Here is a 12,891-nt window from a genome sequence, read left to right as displayed (position 1 = left end):
GCCAAATCGCCGAAGATAAGGAAGAGGAAGTCCGCCAACAAAAAAAGCCAGCCCACACTATTAAAATTAGCGTGAGCCGGCTTAAAGGGGGCGGTTTAAAGCGGTAAGTTTACCTTGCCGCTACTTCATTTCTGGGGCCTGGTAATTCAATAAGAACTCGCGGCGTTTCTTCAGGAAGTCGAGCAACGAACCTTCGCCGGGATCTTTGACGTTCGTGGCTTGCTCAAAACCTTCCAGCGTGTCGAGCTTGCGAGTATCGCTGGCAACATCTTGGGCGATCAACTCGGCATGCTTTTGGATTACCGGCTCGACCTGATCTGGGGCAAACGACTTTTCCGCGATCTCGCGGACGTACGCCAAGTATTTCTCGCGCAGATGCGGCAAAGCTAACAAGCGACTACGTAGGGGCATGCGTGGGTTCTCGACGGAAACTAGCGGATCGAGTTCCACGCCGCCGTGCCCACCAGGACCGCCGGGACCGCCGGGACCGCCGAACATGGGACCACCAGGTCCGCCGAAGCCACCGAATCCACCACGACCTCGTGGCGGACGTCCCCCTTCTTCTCCGCCCCGGCCGAAGCCACCACGACCGCGATCCTCTGGACGTTGATTGGGCGGGCGTTGCTCTGGTCGGTTGTTCTCACCTTCTGGCGGCCTTGGGCCACGCGGAGGTCCGAAGTCGCCAGGAGGTCCGAAGCGGCCGGGGCCACCCATCCCCGGAGGTGGTCCACCAAATCCGCCTGGTCCCCGGCTAGGCCCTCGGCCACCTTGAAACGCTTCGTTCATGTCGTGCGGGATGATGTGAAACTTTTTGTCGTTATCGAGGAAGATGTAGTAATCGCTCGCCCGCGTCCAATAGCCGTCGCTGTTGACTAGCGCGACATCTAAGGCCAGAAACTTCAGGGTTTCGTCGATGTCGAGCAGTGGTTCCAGTTCCTTTTCTAGCTTGTCGAGCGGTGTTTCGTTCAGCGTGCGACAAAGCCGAACCAGAGCTGCCCAGGCCTTCGTGCCGTCGTTCGACTTCATGTCGAAGCGGCTCTTATATTCGGAGAGTTCTTCCCCCAGGTAACGCAGGCCACCATCGGCGCCTGGGTTCCCGCTGACTTTCCAACGCGTTCCCTTGGACGAAGGATAGTTTTCCTTGAGGAACTCTTTGTCGAATTGCTGCACGTTCGTATAGACGCCCCAGCTTTCGCCGTTGATTACCACCCGCACGTGATTTGCCTTCGGCACGGGAATGTATTGGCTGGCGATGTGCGAGTAAAGCACCGTGCTCATGAACGAGGGATCGCTGGCGCAGTTAAGCAGGTTCAACGTTTTGTAACCGTACAATCGCTGATCTTTATCGGCCAAGTCTAACGAAACGTTGAACGAGCGCTTGTAGCCGGAGGGGATCATGCCGTACGACGACATCCCGCGAAAACGGATGCCAACGTGGGGGTACTTTTGACCATCGACGGTCAGCGTTGCCGGGACTTCTACGTCGGTGCCGTGGAAATCTTCCAGCTCTTTTTCCCAGTCTTCGTTCTCGAATTCCATGAAGATGGTCCGCACGACATCGGCATCGTACATTCCGGCATCTGGGTACAGCTTCACTTCATCTGGAGAAAGCGATGGGCCTGGTTCCGGGGCAGGCCGGTTGCCACCACGTCCGCGCGGACCTCCTGGGCCCCCAAAGCCGCCTCGGTTGTTACCCTCGGCTTTCGCTTCTTCGCGTGCTAGGGCGCGTTCTTTTTGATCGAGCCAGCCGTTCTCGTCGCGGTCGAACTTCTTCACTAGTTTGCGGTCTTCTCGGTTCCCAGGTCCAAAGCCACGTGGCCCTCCTGGTCCGCCGAAGCCTCCAAATCCACCGGGGCCACCGCGACCGCCAAATCCACCTGGGCCACCAAAGCCTTCCGGTGGTTGGGCATAGATCGCCGACGAGAAGACGGCAAAAACGATGATCAAACTTAATTGACGTGAAAGTCGCGTCATTTTGAATGCTCGCATGTGATGAGTGAAACGTGAGGACGCGCCTAATTGGCCGCCTGTGATTTACGATTGGGGGGGAACATGAGGTTCGCTTGGTTTAATCCAAATGGTCAGGGTTGCCTTCTTTTGTGGGAGGTCGATCGTTTTGATCTCGTAGTCCACCACGTTTAAGCCGGTCCGTTCCTTTAGGTCGGCCAGTAGTTGTTCGCGGCGGGCGTCTCCTAGCCATTCAAGACGGTCGTATTCAAGAGCGTATTTCTCGAACTTTTCCTTCTTGCCGTTCTTCTCTTTCGTTTTTCCGTTGCCATTGCTCGTTTCGCCTGGGAGCTCTTCGGCTTTTTCTTTTTTCTTATCCGGGGTCGCTCCGACGAATCTTTCTTTCAGCATCGTGCTGGCGAAGATGACCGTGTTGACCAAGACGACCTCGGCGTAGCTGGTCTTGCGGTTGGAAAGCGAGTTGATCACCGCGATTCCAATCACAATAAACAGGTAAGTCATCTCCTTAGGGCGGATCGCATCGGTGCGATAGCGGAGCACGCCAAACACCGCGAAGAGCCCCAGGGCCAAGCCCAGGTCGAGTTCCAGCTTCTTCATCGTGAAGCAAATGAAGAAGACTACGATGTTGAGCATCACCGCCGTAAAAGCGAACTCGCGCTGACGCTGACTCGGATAAATCCCGAAAACCACAATCAGGGTCAGAAACAGGAGGTTGATTCCAAACCGGACGAGCAGCTTGAAAATGTCGGTATCGAAGAGAGGGACTTCGAGAAATTCCATCGTGGTGCTTGTTTCTAGGCTGTTCGCTCGCGAAAGAGCTGGGCTGTTTTCAAAGAAAAGGGACCAGTGCCGTGCCGACTGCAAATTGGCGATAGTCAGGCAGCGAGGCTGGTTATCAACCAATGCGAAATTGGCTCAGACAACGTGCCAGAAATGTGAAGAAAAAAAGAAGATTCAGGGGCCAGCCAAGTTCAAGATAGCGTTTCACCCAAAACAAATGGGTTGGTTTGGGCTTTTCGCTAGGTTTTGTCATTGCCGGGAATGCTTGAGACCGATATGGTTAATCGTAGATCAACGATAAAGGTTTTCTCATGAGCAAATGTACTCCCAACGATGCGGCCTGCGACAGTTCGCCGGTGAAGGTATTGCCGGATGCGAATGCCGATAAGCTGGCAGACTTGGCTTGGGCTTTGGCTCACCCGGCCCGAGTGCAAATTTTGCGGCTCTTGATTCAGCGCGAGACCTGCGTTTGTGGCGAGATTGTGGGCCAATTGCCGTTGGCTCAAAGTACCGTTTCGCAGCACTTAAAGATCCTCAAAAAGTCGGGCTTGGTGCAGGGTGAAGTGGATGGACCGAAGATGTGTTACTGTGTGAACCGAGAAACTTTGCTAGAATTGAAAGCGTTGGTCGCCGCGTTATAAACGCTTTTTTTTGAACTGAATGATCGTCGTTCGACGATAGACGATATAAGCGAAATTACATTGCCCTAGGCAAAGGAGAAAGCGATGAGCCACGTTCAAGTTTTCGACAAACCGATGTGTTGTTCCACGGGCGTTTGCGGACCTCAGGTCGATCCGGTGTTGCCTCAATTTGCAGCCGATTTGGATTGGCTGAAGAGCCAAGGCCATCAGGTCGATCGCTTCAATCTGGCGCAGCAGCCAGAGGCGTTCGCCCAGAATGCCGACGTCCAACAAATTTTGGCTGCTCAGGGTGTCGAGTGTCTGCCATTGGTGATGATCGATGGTCAGCAAGTAAGCGCCGGCGAGTATCCTAGCCGCGAGAAGTTAACGGAGTGGACAGGAACGGTCAAAAAGACGACCTCCCTTCCTCTTTCCTCCTCTGGCGGATGTTGCGGCGGCGGAGGTGGTGGCTGCTGCGAGTAAGCGGCAGCTGATTGCCCCTTAGGATGTGAACCGCTGACAGAAGGAGAACGGTGATGAGATTCTTACAAGACCCTCCGCGTAATCTGTTTTTCACCGGCAAAGGGGGCGTCGGCAAGACCTCGCTCGCCTGTGCGGCTGCGGTTCAATTGAGCGATCAGGGGAAGCGTGTGCTATTGGTCTCGACCGATCCGGCTTCCAATTTGGACGAGGTGCTGGGAACGAAGCTGGCAAATCGTCCGACGTCGGTCGAAAAAGTAGAGAACCTCTGGGGGATGAACATCGACCCAGAAGCCGCCGCCGGCGCGTATCGAGAACGCATGGTCGGACCGTATCGGGGAGTCTTGCCTGATGCGGCAGTGGCCAGCATGGAAGAGCAGTTCTCAGGCTCTTGTACGTTGGAAATTGCGGCTTTCGACGAATTCGCCCGGCTGCTGGGCGATCGACAGGCGACCGAGCAGTTCGACCATATCCTCTTCGATACTGCCCCCACGGGGCACACGCTGCGCCTGCTCACGCTCCCTTCGGCATGGTCCGGCTACATCGAAAACAATACGACCGGGACTTCCTGCTTAGGGCCGTTAGCTGGCTTGCAGGCCCAGCAAGAGATCTACCGGCAAACGGTTGCTTCGCTGCAAAGCCACGAGGTAACACGGTTGGTCTTGGTGGCTCGTCCCGAGCTTTCTTCTTTGAAAGAAGCGGCCAGGTCAAGCGAAGAATTGCAAGCGTTGGGGGTGGCCAATCAGCATTTGGTGGTCAACGGTTTGTTCACCGCCACGGACACGGAAGATGAGTTTGCCGTCGCGATGGAACAGCGTTGCCAAGCGGCGCTGGCCAGCATGCCGATCGCGATCGCCTCGTTTCCACGCACTACGATTCCACTGGCGGGCAGCAGCGTGCTAGGTGTCGAGGCACTTCGCGGCCTGGGGGAAGATATGGCCGCTACGATGTCTGAGGCTTCCCACGAGCAGGAGGCAGAAAGTGGGATATCGGTGTCCTCGAATTGGGAGACCGTCCTTGATGAGCTAGCGAGGCAAGGACGCGGTGTTGTGCTCACGATGGGAAAAGGAGGTGTCGGCAAAACAACGATTGCTTCTGCGGTGGCTGTCGGCCTAGCGGAACGTGGCTTCGAGGTCAATCTTTCGACGACCGATCCTGCCGCGCACCTGGCCGCCACGTTCGCAGCGGAATGCTTGCCAGGATTGACCGTGGGGCGGATTGATCCGCAGCAAGAAACGGCCGACTACCGAGCCGAAGTACTGCAAACCGCCGGCGCTCAGCTCGACGAACAAGGGCGAGCCCTCTTGGAAGAAGACTTGCGCTCTCCTTGTACCGAAGAAATTGCCGTGTTTCGTGCCTTTGCGAAAGCGGTGGCTGATGGGGAAGATCGGTTTGTCGTGCTCGATACCGCACCGACTGGGCATACCATCTTATTGCTTGACTCGGCCTTGGCTTATCACCGTGAGGTCACACGGCAGGCAAGTCAGATGCCGGCAGCGGTCGAGAATTTGTTGCCACGTTTGCGTGATCCTTCGTTCACCCACGTGCTGGTCGTAACATTGCCGGAAGCTACGCCGGTTCATGAAGCAGCGCGTCTGCAGGAAGACTTGCGGCGAGCCGAGATTGAGCCGTTTGCTTGGGTGGTGAATCAAAGCCTGACGCCGCTTGCAGTGCACGATCCTATCTTGCGCCAACGAAGGTTGAACGAACGCTTCTTTATTGAAGAAGTGGAGTCACTTGCTCAGCGTGTGTTGCTAACCGCTTGGCAGAAGGGCCCCCCCATGGGAATCGATAGTTTGCGACATCTGGTCGCACCGGATCAAAGAATCGACATCGCTTGATCGCCCGCTGAGGTCGTTTGGCAGGCAGGATGGGCTGGGCGGAGGCTTATGACGATCGTAGCGGATCCTCTTGCGGACTTCCGTAAGCTTAGGCATTTGTGTGCCGTTGTTGCACATTCTATCCTTCAACAAGAATGTGTACTTCTGGAGCCTAAGTGAATGTTAAGAAATGCCTAGAACACGAAGATTGAAGCAAATCTCATTCAACTTTCTTCTGACGTTACTCGGAATTGTGAGCGTCGCCTATGTTTTTCTGCTAGGGGCAGTGTCGCATGAGCATTTCAACTGGATGCCCCAGTTTTTTGGGACTTACAACGAATCCGCGATCATGCTGCTGATCCTGGCTGGCATTTTCCTCATCATTGCTTGGGTTTGGCGACTGCATAGAGAAATCGAACGTTGCGAAGCAGCGCTGCAAGCAGAGGAGAAACTGCGAGAGGAAAAGCAAAGAAGTGCCGCTCAGATTAAAGGGTTGATGTTGGCCTCACCAGATCCGTTGATCACGATGGACCATCATGGCATCGTGCAGGTGGCGAGTTACTCGGTCGAGACCGTTCTGGGATGGAAGCCACACGAAATTGTGGGACAGAATGCAAGAGTGTTACTTCCCGAGTCGGATTACCCACAATTTGAAGAGCTTCTTGATCATATTAAGACTTCGGGAAAATTAAATCAGCTGGGTGCGCCACGCGACTGTTTCGCGAAAAGACGGGATGGTAGCGAACTTCCGGCGACGGTCAGTCTGTGGGAAATTGAACAGGAAGGTAGCGATTCATTATTCATTTGTATGATTCGCGACATTTCGGAGCGGGTCGAGTCGTTAGCCAAGCTGCGTCTTTATTACGAGGCACTAAACGCTACTGCCGATTCTATTTCGTTGGTCGATATCGAGACATTCCAAGTTTTGTATGTGAACGCCGCCTCTTGCAAGGCCTTGGGATATACGCGTGAAGAGATGATGACGATGGACGTGCGAAAAAGAGTCTCTGATCTGCGGATTGATAACCGTTCCTATACGCCGGAAGAAGTTGCTCAGATCTTGCTCGATCAGGGTGGAATAGACTCAATTGAAATCTATCGTCACCGCAAGGATGGAACCAAATTTCCGGCCGAAGCGAATATGCGTGTGTTTTCGTCACAAGGTAGACAGATTCTAGTGACGACCGCGCGCGATCTGACAGAGAGGCGAAAGCTTCTTGCAGAACTTGAGTGGATGGCTTTTCACGACTCGCTAACGGGGCTGGCTAATCGTACATCTATCCTACGTTCCATTCAAAAATCTCTCGATAAAAAGGCACCCCACTGCTTTGCGCTTCTGTTTATCGATTTCGATCGCTTTAAGTTGGTCAACGACAGTTTAGGGCATGAAGCTGGAGACGATCTGCTCAAACAGATCTCGCAGCGAATTCGTAAATCTCTGCGCGGTAACGACATCACTCCTGCCCGGCTCGGAGGGGATGAATTTCTGGTGCTGCTAGAAAATCTCAATTGCCCAGAAGATGCCATTCGGGTCGCAGAACGATTGGAGGATATTCTTTGGCCCGCTTATCAAATTGGTCCCCATTCGGTGATCTCGACTGCCAGTATTGGGATTGTGACGAATCAGCACCATTTCGAGACCGCCAGTGAAATGCTCCGCGATGCCGACTTGGCCATGTATGCGGCGAAATCTTCTGGCAAGGCGTGTTATCGTGTGTTTGATGAAACCATGCGCGAGCGGGCCGAATTGCACATGCAGCTTGAAGAGCAATTGAACGTTGCCATCGAGCGTGATGAACTGGTCATCGCATACCAGCCAATCGTTAGCCTTACCTCAGGACAGCTTGATGGCGTCGAGGCTTTAATTCGTTGGCAGCATCCCGATTACGGGCTGATAATGCCTGACCGTTTTATCCCGATCGCGGAAGAGTCGGATTTGATCATTCAGATTGAAAGTTGGGTTCTCGACCGAGCTTGCCAACAATGGGTCGACTGGCAAAAGAACCTGGGCGATAAAGCACCAAAATGTGTGCACGTCAATCTCTCGCGAAAACAACTGCTGCTACCAGAAATGGTGCAGCGAGTCGCAGACGTTCTTGCCAAGTATCGAATGCCACCAGGCTCGCTTCATCTAGAAGTGACCGAGAGCATGATCATGGAAGAGATGGAGACCGGCATCGCCAAGCTGAAAGAGCTACGGCAGCTAGGCGTGCGAATCGATATGGATGACTTCGGAACCGGGCATTCTTCGCTTTCGTGCTTACACGAGTTTCCGATTGATGTACTTAAGGTCGATCGTTCGTTTGTGGCGAATCTGAAGAATGTCAAAGACTATGCCGCGTTGTTGGAAGCGGTGCTGGTCCTGGCAGACAACTTAGGATTGAAAGTGGTTGCCGAAGGGATCGAAACCAAAGAACAACTCGTGTTGTTGCAATCGCTTGATTGTGAATTAGGACAAGGATACTTCTTCGCCAAGCCGTTGTTTGCCGAGGACTTAGAGAACTTTGTTCATGACTTTCACCAGCGAATCGGCAATAAGACCGAACGTGTAACGGTAGGAGGTTATTGATCGCCGCAGAGGAAATGCCGCTACAGAAAGAAGCACAATAGGCTGAGTTCTGACGTGGCCAACTTACCCTTTCATTGGATTGCCTGCGAGGAATGCAAGTAACAAAGCCTCAAATCGGCTTGTTGTGTTCCGCGTGACAATAGACATATTATGAATCAAATCGTCTCAGCTCCCGTGATCGTCCTCGATGCGATCCAGCGCGTTCGAAATATTGCGACGCTCCCGGAAGTGGCCAGCAAAGTCCGCCAGCTTGTGGACGATCCGGAATGCACGGCTGATGACGTCGATCGAGTGGTTCGCAACGATCCAGCTCTTAGCACGCGGATCTTGCGAGTGGTCAACTCGTCGTTCTATGGCATGCCAGGCCAGTTCAGCTCGGTGAAGCGGGCGATCGTGTTTCTCGGTTTAAACGCAATCAAGAACATTACGATTGCTGCCAGCTTGAACAAGATTTTCCGTCCGCAATCGATCCAACCTCCATTCAAAGTCGAGAATCTTTGGAATCATTCCATTGCCGTGGCGGCGATTTCTCGCCAGCTAGCTAACCAAGCTGGCACGGTGTCCAGCGACGATGCGTTTCTCGCCGGGTTGATTCACGATGTCGGTATCATTGTTGAACTGCAAGCGTGTCGGGCCGAGTTTGGTGACGTTCTGCAGCGATTTACCAAAGATCCAGATTTGTCTTTATGCGATGCCGAACGGCAGGTGTTTGGCGTGACTCATGAAGCTTTTGGAGCTGAACTGTGTCGAGCATGGATGTTTCCAGAGCAATTAGTTGATGTTACCGGGAATCATCACGATCCGTCGGCTTTGCCTGAGCAGCGCCGCACTATGCCCCGGATTGTTCATCTGGCCGATATCTTGGCAGACAAAGCTGGGATGCCAGCGGCGATGCGTTCGGATTCTAAGAAGCTCGATCCGGAACTCTTGGAAGACATTGGCGTTACGACGACAGACCTCGCTGCGATCGCCCAACATCTGCCTGCCGAGATCGCTGAAGTTAAGCAGGTATTTGCGATTTGAATTCGCAAGGATGACCAGCTGCTGCGGTTCGCCCAGCCTCTATTCCCTGTCTGGGAAGTGTAAACGTTGTGTAACGATTGAAAGTTTTGCTAGTTCGTGCGTATCCATGTGCCGAATCAAGAGATACAATATCTGTATCTACTAAAATGGAATCTCTGGCTCACTTTGGAAAAACAAGGGCAAGGTAAACAAAATGGCGAGCGTAAAAATAACACGCAGTGCGTTTCTGGCTGATCGGCAGGGAAACAAGTTTGCCGATGTCGTGAACGACGCGGAGCAGCCGTTCGAGACCGTCCTTGAGTTCTTTAGCGATGCCGATCGGCAGCGACGCATGGAGGAATCGGAATTGCATCACGATCGAGCCCCGCTCGCTGGTGTGATTCGCGAGTTAGAAGCTCAGCCAGAGGTCGATCAATTTCTGGCAGGCATCCATGTAAAACGGTCGACCCGTTTGCGGCAAGCGATTGGTGTGCTAGTTCGCATGATCATGGAACGCCGGGGTTGGCAGAAGACGGGCAAAAAAGGCTCGCTTGGTGTCCGTGCTGCCGCTTTGAACGATACCCCAAAGCACAATTCGGGTGGCTTGGCATTTTGGTTCGTACGGGCCGAACGTTACGAACGCACCGAAGGGACACCCTTTAAGACCGTCCAACAACGTTGCCAAGAGTATCCCACCGCCCAGAAGACCAAAAGCTCGGCCAACGGAAAGAAACGCGTGAAGGAAGGGATGGTCGGATGAGTGCTTTTAGATGGATCGCAAGCTATTTTGCCAAAGGGGATAAGGCCACTTCGCTTTATAAGCGAGGCATGCTGAAAGCCAAGAAGCACGATCACCAAGGCGCGATCGACGACTATTCGTTAGCGCTCGAAGTGCCAGGGCTTTCCCCCGAAATGATGGCGATGATTCGCTATAACCGTGGCTTGGTTTATGTCGCTTGTGGCATGGCGAAAAAAGGTGCGGACGATCTTAACGAAGTGATCGCTATGGATGGGGCCGCACTTAATGTGAAGTCGGCCGCCCAGCGAAAACTGGCCAGGATCGAATCGCGAACGAGCCGCCATAGCGCCTAGAAAATTTGGCCAATCCCGAAGGAACCAACAGGACGCCGGTTGGTTCCTTGGCGAAGTGCTCGCGTTGCTTTCGTACGTGATTTCTGTCTTTCTGTGACGTACGAATCGTGAAATCGAATGCGCATCCGTTGATGTGCGAAAGCGAATCAAAATGATCGTATTCTGGGGCGTTATCTTCGCGGCGTTGATCGTCGTTGGGCTGAGTCTTCTTTTGTTCTGGTATTTCCAGTTGTGGTTGCAAGCTTACTCGACCGGAACCCGTATTGGCTTTCTCGACTTGATATTCATGTCGCTGCGCGGGGTTCGTCCCCAGGCAATCGTGCAGTGCAAGGTCATGGCCGTTCAATCCGGCCTAGAGCCGATCAAGACAAGCACACTCGAAGCGCAGTACCTCGCCGGAGGTGATATTCGTCGTGTCACGTTGGCTGTCATCGCTGCGGCTCGCGCCGGCATTGACCTCGATTGGGATACTGCCGCCGCGATTGATCTCGCGGGCCGAGATATCTTGGATGCCGTAAAAACCAGTGTTTACCCGCGAGTTATTTTCTGCCCCGACCCCGACGACCCGACCAGCGATGCCCTGTATGGGGTTGCGCGGGATGGGATTCAACTTAAAGTTTGTATTCGGGTAACCGTTCGTACAAACTTGCTCCAACTTATTGGTGGAGCAACCGAGTCAACGGTCGTGGCGCGCGTAGGGCAGAGCGTGATTTCAGCGATTGGTTCTTGTGATAGCTATCAAGAGGCTCTTCGTGATCCAATGCTCATTACGCGGCATGTTCTTGCGCAAGGTCTCGATGTGCAGACTGCGTTTACGATTGTTTCCATCGATATCGCCGAAATTGATGTTGGCCGTAACATTGGTGCCAAGCTGCAGCTTGATCAGGCCGATGCCGACTTTCGGGTGGCCTTGGCTTTGGCGGAAAAGCGACGTGCCATGGGTGTTGCCAAAGAGCAAGAAATGGTCGCCAAACGCGTCAAAAGCCGCGCTGGTCTCGTTCACGCAGAAGCGGAAATCCCGGTCGCGATTGCCCAGGCATTTCGGCGAGGCAAAGTGAATCGGAAGCGTGACACGAAACCATCCTCGAAGCCACGGCAACTCTTCCCGCATCTTGCCCATCTGACAATTTTGGAATCGCCAGAAGCAACCGCTTCTCGTTTAGGTTCCTGATACATGGCTTGAAAATTGGAAAAGCCAAGTGACCTTGTTGCTGAAACCTGATGCGTGTAACGTCATTCATAGTTAGCGCAACAACAATAAAACGACAGATACCGAGTATTCTTCTGAGAACCTTAACACGCTTGCTGACTGTTCTGGTGGCTTATGCCTTTGCCGGATTGTTGTGGATATTGTTTCGAACGCTAAGAATCAAGATCGTCACAGGGACTCCAGAAACGAGCCCTTTCAATCGTGATTCTCACGAACGCTATTTGTATTGCGTTTGGCACGATTCAATTGTTTTGCCGGTGTTTGGCGGACGACATTGGTGTACGACGGCGCTTACCAGTTCGCATCGTGACGGGTCGTTTGTGGCCAGTATCTTAGGGCTGCGAAATATCCAAACGGTACGCGGGTCTACCAATCGCATTCGTACCACCGCCCTACGACAGCTATTGCAAACCGTTCAATCACGCCATTTGGTGATTACGCCCGATGGTCCGCGTGGTCCGAACCGTACCATGAGTTCGGGGATTGTTTACCTTGCTTCGCGGACGGGGCGTGGGATAGTGCCGACCGCATTTGCTTGCTCCAACTGTTGGCGCTGGCAGGGAACGTGGTCGGAATTGATCATTCCCAAACCGTTCTCGACGATCGTCATGCTCGCAGGACAACCCATATTCGTGCCAGCGGATGCCACACGGGATGACTTACACGCCTACGTGGAAGAAGTGCAAACAGTCATGAATCAGATGGACTTAGACTCCCAAGCGTTAGCCAACGGCCAAACAGCCGATTCGCACCAAGAGGTGGCATCGCTGGAATCGAACGTCGCAAAGGAACGAATTCGTTAAAGGTGCGAATTCCAAGGCGAAAAGCACTATCATGAATTCCTCAGAAAGTGTAAGATACGTGCGGTTGGTCAGTCGATCGTGACTACGCTTTCAGCTCTTTTAATTTGGGCTGTCCCCCGACGCTCTTTCGCCCGTCCCGCCTTGTAGGTCGTGTTTTATCGACCGCTTCTTTTTTTCTATCGGGCGCGGCGTTTCGCCATTCCCAGAGTGTTTTTCAATTTAGGATTAGAACGTTGGGTAAGAAGCTTTATTGCGGAAATCTCTCCTACGACATTTCAACCGCCGACCTCGAACAATTGTTCGGTGCTTATGGTGAAGTTCGTGATGTTCAGGTGATCGTCGACCGCGATACCGGCCGCAGCAAGGGATTCGGTTTTGTGGAAATGGGTTCAGACGCGGAAGCACAAGCCGCGATTGAAGGCCTGAACGAATCGATGCAAAACGGTCGTAACTTGACTGTCAACGAAGCCAAACCACGCGAAAATCGCGGCGGTGGCGGTGGTGGTCGCGGCGGCTACGGCGGCGGCGGCGGTGGTGGTTACGCAGG

Annotated in this window: 12 protein-coding genes; 10 read left to right on the top strand and 2 right to left on the bottom strand. The window is 53.4% G+C overall.

Annotated features, from left to right (window positions below; all coding sequences use genetic code 11):
• Positions 1 to 120: 120 nt before the first annotated feature.
• Complete coding sequence (locus tag DTL42_RS13585; protein WP_234824207.1) at positions 121 to 1,974, bottom strand: CotH kinase family protein; 1,854 nt, start codon at positions 1,972 to 1,974, stop codon at positions 121 to 123.
• Positions 1,975 to 2,034: 60 nt separating this feature from the next.
• On the bottom strand, positions 2,035 to 2,748 hold the full coding sequence (locus tag DTL42_RS13580; protein WP_114369278.1) for a DUF4956 domain-containing protein: 714 nt from the start codon (positions 2,746 to 2,748) through the stop codon (positions 2,035 to 2,037).
• 311 nt (positions 2,749 to 3,059) lie between these two features.
• On the opposite strand from DTL42_RS13580, the gene DTL42_RS13570 reads away from it, so the two are divergent.
• From DTL42_RS13570 to DTL42_RS13525, 10 genes are all read left to right on the top strand, one after another.
• Entirely contained in the window at positions 3,060 to 3,389 is a 330-nt protein-coding gene (locus DTL42_RS13570) for an ArsR/SmtB family transcription factor (RefSeq protein WP_114369276.1), read from the top strand.
• Between the two features lie 84 nt (positions 3,390 to 3,473).
• Positions 3,474 to 3,851 (top strand): arsenite efflux transporter metallochaperone ArsD, encoded by a 378-nt coding sequence (gene arsD, locus DTL42_RS13565; RefSeq protein WP_114369275.1) that lies wholly within the window; start codon positions 3,474 to 3,476, stop codon positions 3,849 to 3,851.
• A gap of 53 nt (positions 3,852 to 3,904) precedes the next feature.
• Positions 3,905 to 5,689, top strand: coding sequence for an arsenical pump-driving ATPase (gene arsA / locus DTL42_RS13560; RefSeq protein WP_114369274.1), 1,785 nt, complete (start codon positions 3,905 to 3,907; stop codon positions 5,687 to 5,689).
• A 289-nt stretch (positions 5,690 to 5,978) separates the two neighbouring features.
• Entirely contained in the window at positions 5,979 to 8,237 is a 2,259-nt protein-coding gene (locus tag DTL42_RS13555; RefSeq protein ID WP_158545369.1) for a putative bifunctional diguanylate cyclase/phosphodiesterase, read from the top strand.
• Positions 8,238 to 8,387: 150 nt separating this feature from the next.
• Positions 8,388 to 9,260 (top strand): HDOD domain-containing protein, encoded by an 873-nt coding sequence (locus DTL42_RS13550; RefSeq protein ID WP_114369272.1) that lies wholly within the window; start codon positions 8,388 to 8,390, stop codon positions 9,258 to 9,260.
• 193 nt (positions 9,261 to 9,453) lie between these two features.
• Positions 9,454 to 9,999, top strand: a complete 546-nt coding sequence (locus tag DTL42_RS13545) for a hypothetical protein (RefSeq protein ID WP_114369271.1) — start codon at positions 9,454 to 9,456, stop codon at positions 9,997 to 9,999.
• Positions 9,996 to 10,331 carry a hypothetical protein gene (locus DTL42_RS13540; RefSeq protein WP_114369270.1) on the top strand — a complete coding sequence of 112 codons (336 nt, stop codon included), beginning with the start codon at positions 9,996 to 9,998 and terminating at the stop codon, positions 10,329 to 10,331. Before DTL42_RS13545 ends, DTL42_RS13540 begins: the two co-directional genes overlap by 4 nt.
• 151 nt (positions 10,332 to 10,482) lie before the next feature.
• The gene (locus DTL42_RS13535) at positions 10,483 to 11,502 is read left to right on the top strand and encodes a flotillin-like FloA family protein (RefSeq protein ID WP_114369269.1); all 1,020 of its coding nucleotides are present in this window, start codon (positions 10,483 to 10,485) and stop codon (positions 11,500 to 11,502) included.
• Between the two features lie 131 nt (positions 11,503 to 11,633).
• On the top strand, positions 11,634 to 12,344 hold the full coding sequence (locus tag DTL42_RS13530; RefSeq protein ID WP_158545368.1) for a lysophospholipid acyltransferase family protein: 711 nt from the start codon (positions 11,634 to 11,636) through the stop codon (positions 12,342 to 12,344).
• A gap of 233 nt (positions 12,345 to 12,577) precedes the next feature.
• Positions 12,578 to 12,891, top strand: a 314-nt coding sequence (locus DTL42_RS13525; RefSeq protein ID WP_147274274.1) for an RNA recognition motif domain-containing protein, incomplete at its 3' end; no start/stop codon positions are given.

This window comes from Bremerella cremea, from assembly GCF_003335505.1.
GTDB lineage: Bacteria > Planctomycetota > Planctomycetia > Pirellulales > Pirellulaceae > Bremerella > Bremerella cremea_A.
This window is presented reverse-complemented; position numbering and strand designations above follow the sequence as displayed.